Genomic DNA, 15966 nt, shown 5'->3' with positions numbered 1-15966 from the left:
GATGGAACTGTGGTTTGAATGATTATGGGGGAATATATAGAGTGGAAAATTCTATTGATAAAAAGCTGGCGCAGCAGATTGTGGCCACGGTAAAGGATGTATGCGGGCAGAATGTGAATTTTATTGATCATACAGGGATGATTTATGCCAGTACGGATGAAAGAAGAATCGGGAGTTTTCATGAAATCGGAAAGCAGGCGGCGCAGAAGGGGGAAATGCTGGAGGTGGATACAGACAGCCTGTTTGCCGGGACGCAGAAGGGTGTCAACCTGCCGGTCTTTTATAATGGCTCTTTTGTGGCTGTCATCGGTATCAGCGGACCGCCGGATCAGGTGCGCAAATATGCTTATCTGGCGGAACGTATCACCGGCCTTTTGATTCGGGAAAGGGAGCTGAATACTTTCAGCCGTACCCAGGCGGAGAAAATGAATTATGTGATCCACTCTCTTATCAACCGGGAAAATCTGTCTCAGGCTTATCTTCTGGATACACTGGAACAATTTCAAATGAACAAAAATGGCAGTTACAGGATGCTTCTCATTCATATCCGCTCCGGCAGAGCACCTATGAATACTACTGAAGCAGAGCAAAAGATTCAGCAGATGTTTGCCAAAACCGGTATTACGCTCTGCACGTTTCATTATCCCAGTGAATATCTGGCTGTTGTGGACAGCCGCAGATTTCCGTTGATTTCGCCTGTTCTCGCAGAGTTTGCCTGCCAACAGGAGGGACGGCTGAAAATCTCTGTGGGAAAAAGCTGCCCTGTCTTTCAGTTGTCAGAGTCTTATGAAACGGGGGCTGCTGCACAAAAAAGTATTGTCTCCTCCGCCGCCCGGCATTATGCAGTCTTTGATGACCTCACCCTGGAACTGATCCTCTCCTCCGTGGAGGAGGGCTGCAAAGCGGAATATCTCCGGAAAACACTGGATACCCTGGATGCAGAAGATATTTCCCTGCTTTCTGTATATTTTGAGGAGGATATGTCTCTTGGACATACCAGCAGCAGGCTGTTCCTGCATAAGAATACACTCCAATATAAGCTGGACCGTATTTACAAAAAGTGCGGACTGAATCCCCGAAAATTTCGGGACGCAGTGGTTCTGTATCTGGCATGGAAGCTCACCTGACAGCCTTCGGTCCCATGGCGGCTGTCACTCCCGTTTTTCTATGATAGGAAGTGCCTCCGGCAGTGAGTGTATCACTGTGATCCCATGGCAGGTCTTACCGCCTTTTCTGTCCAGCAGTACAGGGGTAATCCCTGCTCCCAAAGCCCCTTCCACATCTGAGGTAAGGGAATCTCCGATATGGATGACCTCCTCTGGGTGAAGGCCGCTTACCTCCAGCGCTTTCAAAAAGATCTCTTTGTGGGGCTTATATGCCCTAACCATGTCTCCGCAGATTATTCCCGCAGGGTGCAGGTTCTTGTCACGCATGCCCTCCTCCACGTAGGAGAGACCGTTGTTGCTGATAACGTAGATCGGAACACTGCATCTTTCAAAGAACTCCTTTGTGTCGGGAAATGCCGGGGCGTACGCCCAGAAACGCTGGCAGAGCCGGTGCAGGTCCTCGAAATCTTCTTTCAGATGGATTTTTGCCGCACATTCCTCCAGCGCTTTGTCCACGATCTCATCCTCTGTGATATAGTTTTCTTTATAACTGACAGCCTCAAAAGTTTTTATCAGCTTCCACCAGTAGGCCAGCATGGCCTCCATGCTCTCAATGTCGCTGTTTTCGTAACACCGTCTCAGCATCTCCATGCCGTCCGGGCCGCCCTCCTCAATGATGGTGCCTGTATAATCCAAGAATACTGCTTTTATCATCTCTCTGCTCCTTGTCTTTTCAATTCGATACTATATCCTTTTTGCCGGAAAAATTTCATTCTCTTTTCTGCCGGAACAAGTCTTTTTCATTTTTGCAGCGGCAGCCTTCAGCATAATGTTGTTTACCCCTCTGGCCTTCTGCGGGCAGACGGAAATACAGCGCATACAGGATATACATGTTTCCTTGTCCGTCTCTGACGGGTTCAGCCGGGAAATTGCCCCCACCGGACATTTTTCCGCACAGACTCCGCATTTTGTACAGGATCTATTGGCTTTGGGCTTTAAGGGGATTCCGTTGTAGCTTCTGTAGGGTTTATTTCCCGGTACCTTTACCTCCCCTTCTCTATCCTGTCTCTCAAGCTTCTCTTTTATACTTCCTGCAAATCCCTGCAGCTCTGCTCTGTCTGCTTCATCCGGTCTTCCTGCACCAAACTGCCTCATAACAGAATGTTCCGCCACAGCCGCTATTGCCGCTGTGCAGTGAAATCCGGCACCTGTAAGTGCCTCCCTTAGTTCCAGCAATGTGTCATCATAAGCTCTGTTTCCATATACCGCAGCGAGAACAGCCTGCGCGCCCCGGCCGTTCATCTGTCCAAGCGCGTCCAGGGCTGCCTTCGGCACTCTTCCCCCATAAGAGGGGACTCCCACAATGCAGATATCCTCTTTTTCAAAGGTATACCTCTTGTAGTCGGCTCCGAAAACTGCCAGATCTATCTCCTGCTTTTCTTCTTCCCAGACGCTGCACAGAATATCCGTTACCTTTTTCGTTCCCCCTGTAGGGCTGAAATAAATATTATATATTTTCATCTTCTGTCCTCTCCTTCACCTAAAAAACCGCATCACAGTCTGTTTGCAAACTGTACGGCAGTCCTGATCCTTCACCTTAAAAACGCAATACAATCTAATTGCAAACTGTACGGCAGTCCTGATCCTTCACCTTAAAAACGCAACACAATCTAATTGCAAACTGTACGGCAGTCCTGATCCTTCACCTTAAAAACGCCGCACAGTCTGTTTGCAAACTGTACGGCAGTCCTCTGGATCATAACCCGTAAATACTTAATGGCATTTACTCCATCCGCAGCTCTTACAGATATTGCAGCCCTCCTCAAAGACGAGGGGTTCCCCGCACTCCGGGCAGTACATTCTCTCTGTCTCCGCTTCGGTCACAGCTTTGGCTTTTGGGGCCTTCTTGTGTGAATGGCTGCCTTCCTCTTTTTTCCTCTGGGCAAGTTCTGCCTGCATTTCATTATACATATCCATCAAGGCATTTCCCACCGCCATTGGACAACACGCTCCTTTGCTGGTATCCTTTCTGGTCACCCTGCGCGCTGTGTAGGAGGGGCAGGAACCGCTGGAATTGAGCTGGTCCACAATGGTCTCAATATCAATCCCGCCTCTGGCACTGATGGAGATCATTCTGGAAAGCCCAACCATGAAGTTGTTGCAGCCTCCTGTGGAGCCTTTGCTCAGATAAGTTTCCAAAAGCGCGCCTGTATGGGGGTCAAACAGCGCGATGCAGTGAAGGCTTCCGCATCCGGTAATGAGTTTGCGCTTTTTGCCCACCACGTCGTCTGTGACCAGGATGATATCGCCTCTCTTCAGCCCTTCTCCAGCAGTCACTTTCTTGGTCTCCTTGGTGTTCAGGATCCCGGTCCGCCTGCAGCCGTCACGGAAGATGGTGATTCCTTTTAACCCGCTCTCATAGGCGTAAAGATACAGGCTCTCCGTCTCCTCCACAGTAAAGCTGCCCGGCACATTCACCGTGGAGCTTATGGACGCGTCAATATGCTTCTGCCATACAGACTGCATATCAATCCTCTGACGGTAATCCAGTGTCATGGCTGTGACAAAATATTCCGGCAGGGATTTGTCATCCTTTATTTCAAACCTCTTCATATAGTTTTCCACAATCTTAGTGTACACCTTGTAATAGACATCCGTTCCGTGCAGGGATTCTGTTTTCCGCTCATAGTAATTGGCATACACAGGTTCAATCCCCCCGGAAATCCCCAGCATGGTGGACAGGGTTCCCGTTGGGGCTATGGTCAGAAGCTGTGAATTACGCAGGCCGTATTTGCTCACAAGGCCTCTTGTCTTCTCTGTGGTGTTCGCCGTAAAATACGGCGTCTCCATGATCTCGTCCACACAGCAGGCGGGAAAAGCGCCCTTGTCCCTGGCAAGCTTCGCGGAGGCTGCAATGGCTGCATCTGCCATGGCAAATCCAATCTTGTCACACATTTCCACAGCTTCGGCCTCCCCATAGGTGATACCCAGCTTAATAAGCGCATCCGCAAGCCCCATGATGCCAAGCCCAATCTGGCGCCATTTTTCCACGCTCTTTCTCTGCTCGTCCAAAGGATGCAGGGGCAGACCTTCTTCCAGAACCTCATTCAGCGCATTTACAGATGCCCGAACACAATTCTTAAAGCTGTCAAAATCAAAGAAGGCTGTATCTGTAAATGCATTCTCAACAAATTCTGCCAGATTCACACTTCCCAGCAGACAGCTTCCCCCTGCCGGGAGCGGTTCCTCGGCACATGGATTTACACCGGCATAGACAAAATCCTCCGTATTACTTAACAGATTCCAGCCTGTGATGCGGTCCCAGAATAGCGCACCCGGCTCTGCATAATCCCAGTTCGTCTCCGCGATCCTTCTGAACAGCTCCCTGGCATTTACAGTCTTCTCGATCACTTCCCCCGTCACTTCCCTGGTGTAGTGCAGAAGATAATCCTTATTTTCCTTTACCGCTTCCATAAAATCCTCATGGATACGGATGGAGATATTGGCCTTTGTCACTTTGTCCAGGTCTGTCTTCAGATCAATGAACTCTTGCACATCCGGGTGGGAACAGTCAATGGAGATCATCAGCGCCCCGCGCCTTCCGTTCTGCCCGATCAGAGAAGTGACCAAAGAATACAGCTCCATAAAAGACACAGAGCCGCTGGTCTCCTTGGCCGCATTGTTGATCTTTGCTCCCCTGGGACTTAACTTTGATATATCAATGCCGCATCCGCCGCCATAACTGTAGGTGCGCGCCAGTTTTTTTGCACAGTCAAAAATACTTTCTATCTCATCCTCAGGGGGTGCAATAACATAACAGTTAGAGTATGTCACTTTTCTGTTCTGTTTTTGAAGACCTCTGTTTGAGAGGATCCTTCCGCCAAACAGGAATTTCTTCTGTCTGATATACGCTCCAATCTCTTCATTTCCCCCACTGATCCTTGTAAGCCAGGCCTCGAAATCCTCGTTTTCACAGCAGTATTTCTTTGCCCAGATATCCATTCCAAGCTGGTTCTCCTCACCTAGCCACTCTTCTATTGTCATAACATCGCTCCTTATCCAGATTTAGTCAACGATTTTTATATTACCACAATATATAGGGTAAATCAAGGTTTGAACCATAAGTTTTACACGGTTGTCTTTAAATTTTGGTACATAACTCCTTTTGCTCTAATATACTAAATTGATTGGAGGTATTGCTATGTCTGAAAACAAAATTCCCTGTCCCTTCCAGGGGCCGGGACAACAAAACCCTGAATTTATAGGCGGATATGACATGATCCGTCCTACCGATGATCCCCGGGAATCCGATTACTGGATCTCCTCCGGAGAAACTGTCGTATACGATGCAGGCGAAAATATGGGTTCCGGTGGAAATCTACACTTTTCTGACCGGCTTAGCATTTCAAAAGGTGCCGTGGCCGGCTGTACCGGCACGGTCACCCTTGATATAGAGGGAAACCCGCTGATGTATTCTTACTATCCGCCTCACTCCCTGGATATTATATTTGTGCTGGACGTGACAGCCAGCATGATGTCAGGGGGGAGCCGGAAAATGGCACTTGCCAAAAGAGCGCTGATACAGACCATAGAAATGCTCTGGCAAAAAAACAGGGAAACGGTGATCACTATCATCCCCTTCGCCCGGGATGCCTACATTCCCCAACCGGAGGGCGGCCTTTCCTATAATTATCTGGGCACCTTGTTCACCTGGAGACGCTCCACTACCGGCGGCAACATGATCGGACAGATTCTGGGCTACCGGAACGGCAGCTATGTGTCTGCCACAGATATCCCGGCTTACATGCAGAGTTCTGGACCGATCGCTGCCAGTGTGGAACTGAGCCTTTATAATTATTACAATTATTATAAGATCCGGTATTCTGATATTTATAATGCTGACGGCAGCCCAAAACCGGACACCGTTCTGGAGGATTATCTGGCCTCCGTATATGCGCAGGACCCTCAGGCTTATACCGGGAATTTTATAGAAGCCGTGGCAGACAATAGAGAACTGACCCCGGCCCAGCTCCCCTACAGCATGCATGACAATGGGTACCAAAACAATACGATCCTGGATAACCTGATCTGGGCAATCCCATACGGCGAGGATACCAACACGGAAGCAGGGCTCAGGGAGGCCTACAACTTTTTTAAGACACCGGGCTTTGCCCAGTCGGAGGATATTCTGAGAAGGGCTGTGATCCTCATAACGGACGGCCAGGCCAACCGTTCCGTAAACCCTGCATATTCCCAAATCTACGCACAGCCTGACAGCGTGGACAGCGACTTTTTCCCTGACATTCCCGGCGGCCCCTGGAGATACTTTATGTATCTGCAGCAGACACTGCCGAATCTGATCTCTGAGATTGGAAACCGTTCCGCCACTTACGATGAATTGATACTTGCCCTTCAGCGCGCCTGGCAGATATCAGAAAAACTCAAGGACTCAAAAGACGGCAATGCATCCGTATTCGTACTGGGTATAGAAATCGGCGCACAGACCCCCGGTCCGTATACAAAGGAGGACGTTCTGGATATCATGCGCACCATTGCCACCACAGGCTCCTATCTGCATGAGGCAGCGGAGAACGGTTCCGAAAATCCCATCATTGAGGAGCTGGAGCGTCTTGTTAAAAATCTTCTGGTCCTGACCGGAAGCCTTCGCGTCACGATCACGGATACCATCAATACCGCTCTTTTTGACTATGTCCCGGGTTCGCTCCGCATCAGCGGCACACAGGACGGCATAAAGCTGAAATCCAAAAGTGCCCCTGACATTACAGACCCCTCAGCCCCGGATTATACCGTATATCAAAAACCGGCGCTTCTGCCGGATGTCAGCGATGGAAATGTGGCAGGCGGTGTCATCACTGTTGACCTGGGGGCAGTGCCCTTCCCCATTGCATCCTCTGACAGCCAGGCCAAAGTACGCTTAATGTATGAGATAAAAGGCAAAGGTTCCGCGTACGGAACCCATCTGCATACAGACAATGACGAGGAAACCTATGCTTCCTATTCAGAGCCCAGCCATCTCACAGCGGACAACAGTGACCTTACCTACAGCGATCCGCCCCACAGCCTCTATTTCCAGACCCCTGTTGTATCCTGCTGCCCTGCCTATACAGTGGAAAAATTCGTGGGCATTTCCCCGGAAAATACCAAATATAAATCTCTGAAGATCCCTGCCTGCCAAACAGCTTTCTATCGCGTTGCAGTGGGAAACCACACAGATTCTGAGGCCGCCTTCCCTCTGCTCTACGAGGCGGCAGGCGCGGCCACTTTGGAAGAAGCCATACACAGCACAGACCGGCGGATTCTGGCAGAAAACCTGACCGTCCCTGCCAACAGCGTCCGAGAATTTACTTTCCAGTATAAAACAGACTGCTGTGACCACATCATTCCTGATTTTGCCGTTCTGGAAACCCCAAGCGGTCTTCTCCATGACAATGCATCCATTGAAGTACAAGACGGTTTTGCAAGTTATGTGATCCAGTACCTGGACCGCCGTACGGGCAGACGCATCTGCCCTGACAAATTGGTGGAAAATGTCAGTGCCTGCACAAAGATCCCTGTATGCCGGTGCGTCCGGCGTATCCCCTGCTGGAGATATGTGGGTGCCTCTGCCTGCTGCCTTGATCTATGTAAAGGCGACAATGTTTTGAAACTATACTATGTACACAGATAGACGAAAAGAACTGCGCATAAACCTTTCCGTTTATGCGCAGTCCTGTCTTCTGCTTATTCCACACGATCATCCTGTGCCGTTGGAAAGGTGGCGGCGGATGCCCTGTAATTTTTCGGGCTGATCCCGTATCTCTGCTTAAATATTTTGGAAAATGTCAGGGGATTTTCATATCCCACCTCCGCCGCGATCTGATTCACGGGAAACTCTGTGTTCTTCAGCATAGCCACCGCTTTCTCCATGCGCAGGTTTACAAGGAACTGCTGAGGGGAACAGCCCAGCATTTTCTTAAAACTCTTTGCCAGATAGCTTCTGTTGATGCCTATCTGGTCCGCCAGCTCATTTACCCTGACTTTCTTGTTGTAATTCTCCACCAGAAACCCCTTTGCGTAGCTGACGTACGCCCCCATGGAATAGGGATATGTGTCCGGAGTTTTGTGGAGCGTCTGGTACTCCTGGATCAGTTCAGACAAAAACCACTGCATCATGCTGTTTCTTCTCAGTTCATTGACCAGGGTAAGCTGCGGTATTTCCAGCATCTTTCGGATGATCTCATGAAGGTGTTTTGTACATGTCACCTGTCTGACTAACCTCTGCTGTCCAAATCCTGCCTGTGTGAGACATTCATAGGCTTTCAGACCGGAGAAGCCTATCCACATGTAAACCCATGGCTCCTCTCTGTCTGCCTTGTAGCTGCCTTTTATGTATGGCGGTATCAAAAACGCGTCATTTGCCCCAAGCTGAAAGGTCTGGTCCCCGATCTCCAGTGTCCCCTTCCCTTTCAGGATAATGTGGATCAGATAAATGGAGCGTTTTGGGGGACTGTGGTGATAACCCGGCCTGCACTCCTCAATGCCGCAGTAATTCAGTGCCAGCTCCACGGAATCCTGGCTTTCATTATCCAAAAAAGCTTTAAACCTTAAATTCGTCCCCGGATCATGCTCCATAATTCCTCCTATCTGTCAAGCCACCATTGCAGTACATCCTGAATCTGCATGTCCCAGCAGTCCCAGGTATGGTTCCCCTCCGACTCCCTGGCGGTCACCTCAATTCCCAGATCTCTCATGTGCGCCCAGGTATGCAGATTGTCCTCATAGAGAAAATCCTGCCTGCCGCACCACGCATAGAGCCTTGGCATGGGGCTGCCGGATGCTTTTCTTCTGCCTGCCAGTTCCCACAGGTCATTGGAGGAACCTTTCACAGACTCCCGGCTTCCGAAAATCCCATTCCAGAACTCCTGCTCCCTGGGATTTTCCTTCCTGTGTCTTTCCAGGCTGGCCGCAATATCCAAAGCACCGGACAGAGCTGCTGCCGCTCCAAAATTCTCATTGCCCTCAAGAGCTGCTTTCCACGCCCCATAACCGCCCATGGACACACCTGCTGCCAGGATGTCTTCTTTTCTGTCAGAGATATTAGGGAAAAATTCCCGGCAGATGCCGGGAAGCTCTCTGGATATAAAAGTCTGGTACCGCATTCCGTACTTTGTATCCGTATACCAGCCCAACTGTACTTCGGGCATGATAACGGCAACTCCCAGTTCACTGACATAGCGCTCTATGGAAGTCCGCCTGCACCATGTGGTATGATCATCGGTCATACCGTGCAGCAGGAAAACGGCGGGATATTTCCCATCCTTCACTGCACCTGTCATGCCAATCTGCCTGCTGGTCCTCTGCGGAAGGATCACGGACATCTTTGTGCACATTCCCAGCACCTCGGAAAAAAAATCAACTTGAAGCAAAGCCATGCCTCTTACCTCTTTCTATACTTATTCTTCTGCCAGGGACTCATTCATAAATCCCGCGATTTCCCTGCAGGCATCTGCCATGGTTTTGTCTCCTGCGTAAACTTCCTTTAAGATCTCATTCGCCTTATTCTCCCAGGCCACTGTAGTCTTGGAGTATGGACGGATGACCATATCATCCATCATATGCAGATAAGCCTCCAGATTAAAATCAGCGGAGTTTGCCCATGCATCTGAGGTTCCTTTATAGGCGGACATGGTGACTCCAAGCTCTGCCTGTTTGATCTGGGCTTCTTTTGATCCCAGGTACTCGATCAGTTTCCAGGCATCCTCTGTGTTTTCTCCGTTTGCGGCGGCTGCCCAGCCCAGTCCGTTATAGATGGACACTCTTTTTCCGGTCTCCGCATCCATGGGAAGTTCCACACAGTCACAATTTTCGGCTGTATATTCATTGTCCTTGAAATAAGCAAGCATCCAGGAACCCTGGAAGGTCATGGCAATTTTACCGGATTGGAACAATACGTCCTCCCCATTTTCCGACATGGTTTCCAGAGATGGCATGACACCTGCCTGGATCCAGCTCTCCAGCATCTCCATAGCCTCAATGGTCTTTGGGTCATCCCAGCCTGATTTCTTCTTATCCTCAGAGATAATATAGCCGTCATTGTCATAGATCATATTGTAATAGCCTGCCTGATTGTTGTCATTTCGCATGGCAAGGCCGTATTGGCTGCCGTCCTCTTTTGTGAGCTTTTTCGCTGCTTCAAACACATCATCCCAGGTCCACTCAGCCGTGGGATACTCCACCCCTGCCTCGTCAAACATTTTTTTGTTATACCACAGGGCAATGGTATCCACATCCTTTGGCACTGCGTACTGCTTATCATCATTGTTATATAATTCTACAATATCCTCCGGGTAGTTGGCAAGGTCAATCTTGTCGCTGCCTTCTATCTTGTCTGTCAGATCCAGAAGCAGCCCATTGGTCATATACCGTTCCGCCTCATTGGAGTGCATCCAGAACACATCCGGGAGTGTGCCTCCCCTGGCTCCTGCATCCAGCATGGTCCAGTATTCATCCCATTTAACTACGCCTGTCTCCGCCTTGATCCCCGTCTCTTTCGTAAAATCATCCAAGATCTTCTGAAGGCCTTTTGCCTGATTGTCATCCCATGTCATAACTGACAGCACTTTGTCACTTTTTTCCTCTGCTTTGCCGCTGCTCTCTTTCTTCTGACTGTCAGCATCCTGCCCACAGGCCGCCAGTGCTGCCGCTGCAGCCGCTGCCAGTAAAACCGCACTTATTCTTTTTAACCTCATACCTTATCTCCTTTATTTGCTATGGACTTACAGGCGGCGTTCCGGAACCCTCTGTTTGTTACTATTATAAGAAATCCCAGGCGGCGATAAAATAGAGTAATGTATGAGGCTCATAACCTAATGTGTCATTTTCTTTTCATTTGTCTATGTCAATCTGTGTAATTGATCCTCGTAACCAGAGGATCTTTGTTCTGCATGCTCAGGCAGATGGCCGTGATCAGCATGGGCACCAGCAGCATACACACCGCATAAATGCAGTATTCTGCCACGGGAAACTGATAATGCATATAGGCGGCCCCCACAAATTTTCTGAATGCCCACACCGTGCCAAACCCAGCCAGTCCGCCGGCAGCAAACGTGATCAGAATATTCGGTATTGCCAGGTAAATATTTTCAATACAGAGCATTTTCATGATCTGCCGTTTCTCCATCCCGATGGATTCCAGCATGGCAAATTCTCTCCTTCTGGCCGTAATACTGCTGATGTTGGTGTTGATCATATTAAAAATACTGAATATGATGATAAAAACGGTAAGGCCGTAAATCTGTGTATTCAGATTTTTTATCTGTGCTTCATCATCAATCTTTTTCTCTCTTAGAGTCCGAAGTCTCAAGTTTTTATGCTCATCCAGGATGTCCAGTATGTTGGCTTCGATGGTTTCCCCGTTTTTCCGGAAATCCTCTGCGGTTACAAGAAAGGAGGAAGTCTTGTTCATACCGGACCACATTTCATCCATGGCTTGTTCCGTAATATATATGCCGTCTTCCAGCTTTCTGTCCACGTCACTGCTTTCCCGTACACCTGTAATCTGCACTTCACGCTGCTGAACACTGCCGTTATACCACTCTACCCCTACTTTCTTCCCCATATCCAGAGATATATCAAAGATGGATCTCATCATTTTGTTATTCACTATAATGACAGCATCATCCTTTAGCGTGTCTGTGCTTCCTTCATCCAGCAGGGAGTCCAGCCTTTCTTTATTTTCCTCTGTCACAGGATATACATTTACCAGGACCTCTTTGTCTCCATCCCGGATAATTGCCTGGGTAGTGATCTCTCTCAGAACTGCTCTTACATGGGGGATGTGTTCCAGCTGCTCCTTTAGCCGGTCATCCAGGGTTCCCTGTCTCTGCAGGTCCGTGATTCCATACTTCTGCGCATTGCCATGGGCATCGTATGCATAGTCCACAATATATTCCCAGTCCTCAAATTCTCCCAATCTGGAATATTCATCCGTATCCCATGCTGCCATGTAAGCTGCGCCCACCATGAACAATACGCCTCCTATTGCCAGCGACACGGTGGTCAGGACACCCTTTTTCCTGTTGCTGTTCCGGCTGCTCTTTGCCAGCGTCCACGCTGACAGTCTCTTGTGCGGTCTGTCCTTCCCCTCTGTATCACGGTCATCCCCAGCGTATCTTACCGCTTCCACAGGGGAAACACTTCCTGCCATCTTCGCGGGCTTTCCTACGGAAAAGAGAACCGAGAGTATTCCAAAGGCGGCACAGGCACAGGCAGTGAGCAGACAGTTTTTCACATCCCAGCCATCAGGCTTGATAAAATATGCGAACACATTTCCTATCCCTATCCCCACAGGAATGGCAATGGCGCTGAGCATAAGCCCCTCCCTGCGGATCATCCGGTTGATCTGTTTTTTAGTCATACCTATGGTTCTGAGCTGCCCAATCTGCTGAATCCGGCCTGTCACAGACAGATAGAAAATACTGTAGATAACCACTGCAGCGGCAAACAATACGATGATCCCTACCATGACGATCAAAAGCGTCATGCTGCTTTTCTGAAGGGAGTATTCAAAGTTCCCGTTTACATTGATCTGGTTTCTCTCGATTCCATATCTGACAGCAAGGGCATCCACCGCCCCTGCGAACTCGGATATCTGCATATCACCTGCACCGACTATCTTAACCAGGGCTGTATACGGGATATCCCAAAGCCCTGCGCCTCTGTCTGCATATGCTTTTGACACGTAGACAGGATATTTGCTCATCTCACTGCCCCGGTCCATGAGACCGCAGACTACAAAGGTCTCCTGCTCTCCCTCCGTAAAGGACAGTTCCAGCTCTGTCCCTATTTTCACCTCTTTTCCCAGGGCTTTTAAAAGCTGGATATCCACAGCAATCTCATTTTCCTGTTCCGGCACTTTCCCATCCTGGGGAGTGAAAGTGACAATTCCGCTGCTGCGGCTCTCTATATAGAACGGATACATCTTTACTCCGCTTTCCTTGATCTCACTGCCCTCTTTATAGGGCACCAGCAGCTCTGTCTGCCGGTCACCGGCCAGACCCTCCATCTGCCGGTCCGTGATATTCATATACATGACCTGCTGCATGGTATCCAGTATCCGCTGTTTCTCTTTCTCGCCTGATTTCTGGACCATAGCCAGACCGCTTATGAGACTCACGGCCAGGATAATGGTCAGGACCGTAAAAAAACTGTGGAGTTTATTCCCCATTAAGTTACTCCCGGCAACTCTCCACACCACACCTCTGTTATTATTTTTGTCAATGCTCATGAAGACCACCCACTCTCAACAATCTTTCCATCCTCGATCCGGATGGTCCTGTCCGCCACCTGGGCGATCTCCTCATTGTGAGTGATCATGACAAGTGTCTGATGGAATTTTTTACCGGCTGCCTGAAACAGCCCCAGCACCTCCTGGCTTGTCTGGGTATCCAGGTTTCCTGTTGGCTCATCTGCCAGTATGATAGCCGGCTTTGTGATCAATGCCCTGGCAATGGCCACCCTCTGCTGCTGCCCGCCGGAGAGCTTTCCCGGTTTTCTCTTCAGTTTATCCTCAAGTCCCAGGACCGTTACGATCTCCTTCACGTAATCTTCATCCGCACCGCGTCCGTCCAGCTCTATGGGCAGGACGATATTGTCATACACATTCAGATTCGGCATCAGATTAAAATTCTGAAAAACAAATCCAATCTTACGGCGCCTGAAAATGGTCAGTTCATTGCTGTCAAGCCCGCTTAACTCCTGTCCGTCCACCATCACACTGCCTCCTGTGGGGCAGTCCAGCCCTCCCAGCATATGCAGAAGTGTACTCTTGCCTGAACCGGACCGGCCTACAATGGCAGTAAAACTCCCCTGCTCGATTTCCATATTGATACCGTCAAGAGCTTTTACCAAGAGCGGCTCTTTTCCGTAATACTTTGTGAGATTTCTTGTCTGTAATATATTCATAATCCGTTCCCCTTTCTTCTTATAAATCCATTATAGCCGTCTATTCTCTCAATCCGGTATCAATATCCTGTATCAATAGTACCAATATTGATATCTTTCTGATCCCATATGTATCCGTCGAAACTCCGCCCGCCCATACAGAAAAGGCGGCCTCACGCCGCCTTTTTCGGAAGAAATATCTGGAATTTTGTGCCTTGTCCCTCATTTGATCTTACTTTGATGTATCCGCCCTGCAAAGTGATGATCTGCCTGGCCAGGTATAATCCGATACCCAGTCCCTCTGTTTTCGCTGCCTTTGCCTCCCGGTAAAACCTCTGAAAAACCTGGTTGTAATGTCTGGGATCTATGCCCATTCCATTGTCACTTACAGAGATCACAACATACATTTCCAGGTTTTGGGCATTTACGGATATTTTCCCGCCGCTGTCCGTATATTTCACTGCATTGTCCAGGATATTGCCCAAAGCTTCTGCGGTCCATTTACTGTCATGGCTGACCTCCAGCGTTGGCCTGACGTTTACCTGCAGTTCGATCCCCTTCTCCTCTGCCCTGGATCTTACTGTATTTACAGCCTGTGTTACGGTATGGATCATCTTGCAGTTATCAGGATGCATATGCATCATTTTGCTCTCAAGGCGTGACATCTTAGCCAGAGAGTCAATGAGAAATTCCAGTTTTTTGATCTGCTGCCCAATGATCTGAATAAACTGACGTTCCTCTTCCCCGGACAGCGTCTCCTCACAGAGGGTATCCCCGTACATCTTTATGTTGGTTATGGGGGTTTTCAACTGGTGGGTGATGTCAGATACCATCTGCTGGGTCTCTGCTATCTCCTTTTCCGCTATACTGGCCCTGGCTTCCAGGATCTCCCCCGTTTTCTGAATCTCCATGACCATTTTGGAGGTCAGAGTCTCCTGATTCTGCACACCGGCGCAAGGATTCCCTTTCATAATTTCCCGGGCATAAAAACACACCTGCCTGCAATGATCCACATACTGCTTTCTATAGTAAAGAAAGCTGCCCATTCCGGCAGCCCACAATCCCCACAGCACCGCCCACAGAACCAGCTTTGTTTCAAACGGAACCGGCTGCAGGAAGAGAAAAAAGCTCCCCCCGCACACCGCCAGAAAATGGATCGCTATGAGAACAGCCCCGACGATTTTTTTCATATTATCTGCAGCCTCCCATCCATTCATAGCCCATGCCGTACACGGTTTTTATGTAGCTGTTCTCCCCATCCTCCAGCTTACCTCTCAGTCTGCTGATATTTAATGTCAGTGCGTGGTCATTCACATAATTCCCCCTGTCATCCCAGATCTTTTCAAGCAGTATCTCCTTTGACAAGATTCGGTTTGGATTTCTGCAGAAAAGCTCCAGCAGACTGAATTCCGTGGGCGTCAGTGTCAGTATCTGTCCGTCCCTGCTGACTGTTCTTTTCTCAAAATCCACCTCCAGGTTTTTGCAGGTATATACACGGGAAGTCTCCTCCGCCTTGGTACACCGCCGCAAAATAGTCTGTATCTTCTCCACCACCACTCGGATGCTGAATGGCTTGGTGATATAATCATCCGCTCCAAGCTGCAGTCCCTGGATCACATCATCATCCAGATTGTGGGCTGTCAAAAAAACAAAGGCAGCGGACTGTTTTGTGAGCACTTTCCTGGCAAACTCAAACCCGTTCCCATCCGGCAGATTCACATCCAAAAGGATCAGATCCGGCTCATGTCCTTTTAAATATTCCTCCGCCTCTGTCAGTGTATACGCAGGTTCCACTTCAATATCCTTTCTTTGAAGGTGAAAGCAGAGGCCCGCATTTAATATTTCGTCATCCTCAATGATCAATACCTTGCTCATATCTGTCCACTGTCCTGTTCTTTCTTTTCCGGCATGCAGGATC

At 49.1% G+C, this 15966-nt stretch carries 12 protein-coding genes; 2 read left to right on the top strand and 10 right to left on the bottom strand.

Annotated elements, in window-relative coordinates:
- Window positions 1–41 precede the first annotated feature (41 nt).
- Window positions 42–1127, top strand: a complete 1086-nt coding sequence (locus C6P39_RS15815; RefSeq protein WP_104804416.1) for a CdaR family transcriptional regulator — start codon at window positions 42–44, stop codon at window positions 1125–1127.
- A 24-nt stretch (window positions 1128–1151) separates the two neighbouring features.
- Here C6P39_RS15815 and C6P39_RS15810 read toward each other — a convergent pair whose 3' ends face one another.
- From C6P39_RS15810 to C6P39_RS15800, 3 genes are all read right to left on the bottom strand, one after another.
- Window positions 1152–1820, bottom strand: a complete 669-nt coding sequence (locus C6P39_RS15810; protein WP_104804415.1) for an HAD family hydrolase — start codon at window positions 1818–1820, stop codon at window positions 1152–1154.
- Between the two features lie 30 nt (window positions 1821–1850).
- Window positions 1851–2627: an EFR1 family ferrodoxin gene (locus C6P39_RS15805; protein ID WP_104804414.1), complete on the bottom strand. Its 777-nt coding sequence runs from the start codon at window positions 2625–2627 to the stop codon at window positions 1851–1853.
- Window positions 2628–2879: 252 nt separating this feature from the next.
- The gene (locus tag C6P39_RS15800; RefSeq protein WP_104804413.1) at window positions 2880–5150 is read right to left on the bottom strand and encodes an adenosylcobalamin-dependent ribonucleoside-diphosphate reductase; all 2271 of its coding nucleotides are present in this window, start codon (window positions 5148–5150) and stop codon (window positions 2880–2882) included.
- 157 nt (window positions 5151–5307) lie between these two features.
- Here C6P39_RS15800 and C6P39_RS15795 point away from each other — a divergent pair, with 157 nt between their 5' ends.
- A complete protein-coding gene (locus tag C6P39_RS15795; RefSeq protein ID WP_104804412.1) occupies window positions 5308–7794 on the top strand; it encodes a vWA domain-containing protein in 2487 nt (828 codons plus the stop codon).
- Between the two features lie 53 nt (window positions 7795–7847).
- Here the strand turns inward: C6P39_RS15795 and C6P39_RS15790 are convergent, their stop codons facing one another.
- The 7 genes from C6P39_RS15790 to C6P39_RS15760 all read right to left on the bottom strand — a co-directional run bounded on the left by C6P39_RS15790 (window position 7848) and on the right by C6P39_RS15760 (window position 15923).
- The gene (locus C6P39_RS15790) at window positions 7848–8738 is read right to left on the bottom strand and encodes an AraC family transcriptional regulator (RefSeq protein ID WP_104804411.1); all 891 of its coding nucleotides are present in this window, start codon (window positions 8736–8738) and stop codon (window positions 7848–7850) included.
- A gap of 8 nt (window positions 8739–8746) precedes the next feature.
- Window positions 8747–9538 carry an alpha/beta hydrolase gene (locus C6P39_RS15785; protein WP_104804410.1) on the bottom strand — a complete coding sequence of 264 codons (792 nt, stop codon included), beginning with the start codon at window positions 9536–9538 and terminating at the stop codon, window positions 8747–8749.
- 21 nt (window positions 9539–9559) lie between these two features.
- Window positions 9560–10855: an ABC transporter substrate-binding protein gene (locus tag C6P39_RS15780; protein WP_095171772.1), complete on the bottom strand. Its 1296-nt coding sequence runs from the start codon at window positions 10853–10855 to the stop codon at window positions 9560–9562.
- Window positions 10856–11004: 149 nt separating this feature from the next.
- Window positions 11005–13392, bottom strand: a complete 2388-nt coding sequence (locus C6P39_RS15775) for an ABC transporter permease (RefSeq protein ID WP_104804409.1) — start codon at window positions 13390–13392, stop codon at window positions 11005–11007.
- Window positions 13389–14069, bottom strand: a complete 681-nt coding sequence (locus C6P39_RS15770; protein WP_104804408.1) for an ABC transporter ATP-binding protein — start codon at window positions 14067–14069, stop codon at window positions 13389–13391. Before C6P39_RS15770 ends, C6P39_RS15775 begins: the two co-directional genes overlap by 4 nt.
- Window positions 14070–14221: 152 nt before the next feature.
- Window positions 14222–15238 carry a sensor histidine kinase gene (locus C6P39_RS15765; RefSeq protein WP_158661592.1) on the bottom strand — a complete coding sequence of 339 codons (1017 nt, stop codon included), beginning with the start codon at window positions 15236–15238 and terminating at the stop codon, window positions 14222–14224.
- A 1-nt stretch (window position 15239) separates the two neighbouring features.
- Window positions 15240–15923, bottom strand: coding sequence for a response regulator transcription factor (locus tag C6P39_RS15760; RefSeq protein ID WP_104805950.1), 684 nt, complete (start codon window positions 15921–15923; stop codon window positions 15240–15242).
- Window positions 15924–15966: the final 43 nt, after the last annotated feature.

Source organism: Blautia marasmi, from assembly GCF_900258535.1.
In the GTDB taxonomy this organism is placed as follows: Bacteria; Bacillota; Clostridia; order Lachnospirales; family Lachnospiraceae; genus Blautia; species Blautia hominis.
The sequence above is the reverse complement of the archived record's forward strand: the minus strand, read 5'-3'. Positions and strand labels throughout refer to the sequence as shown.

What these genes read in the sequence shown, in the direction of transcription:
- C6P39_RS15805 (WP_104804414.1), bottom strand. Translation starts at nt 2,627, where the DNA reads ATGAAAATATATAATATTTATTTCAGCCCTACAGGGGGAACGAAAAAG.
- C6P39_RS15795 (WP_104804412.1), top strand. Translation starts at nt 5,308, where the DNA reads ATGTCTGAAAACAAAATTCCCTGTCCCTTCCAGGGGCCGGGACAACAA.
- C6P39_RS15775 (WP_104804409.1), bottom strand. Translation starts at nt 13,392, where the DNA reads ATGAGCATTGACAAAAATAATAACAGAGGTGTGGTGTGGAGAGTTGCC.
- C6P39_RS15780 (WP_095171772.1), bottom strand. Translation starts at nt 10,855, where the DNA reads ATGAGGTTAAAAAGAATAAGTGCGGTTTTACTGGCAGCGGCTGCAGCG.
- C6P39_RS15770 (WP_104804408.1), bottom strand. Translation starts at nt 14,069, where the DNA reads ATGAATATATTACAGACAAGAAATCTCACAAAGTATTACGGAAAAGAG.
- C6P39_RS15790 (WP_104804411.1), bottom strand. Translation starts at nt 8,738, where the DNA reads ATGGAGCATGATCCGGGGACGAATTTAAGGTTTAAAGCTTTTTTGGAT.
- C6P39_RS15760 (WP_104805950.1), bottom strand. Translation starts at nt 15,923, where the DNA reads ATGAGCAAGGTATTGATCATTGAGGATGACGAAATATTAAATGCGGGC.
- C6P39_RS15810 (WP_104804415.1), bottom strand. Translation starts at nt 1,820, where the DNA reads ATGATAAAAGCAGTATTCTTGGATTATACAGGCACCATCATTGAGGAG.
- C6P39_RS15785 (WP_104804410.1), bottom strand. Translation starts at nt 9,538, where the DNA reads ATGGCTTTGCTTCAAGTTGATTTTTTTTCCGAGGTGCTGGGAATGTGC.
- C6P39_RS15800 (WP_104804413.1), bottom strand. Translation starts at nt 5,150, where the DNA reads ATGACAATAGAAGAGTGGCTAGGTGAGGAGAACCAGCTTGGAATGGAT.
- C6P39_RS15765 (WP_158661592.1), bottom strand. Translation starts at nt 15,238, where the DNA reads ATGAAAAAAATCGTCGGGGCTGTTCTCATAGCGATCCATTTTCTGGCG.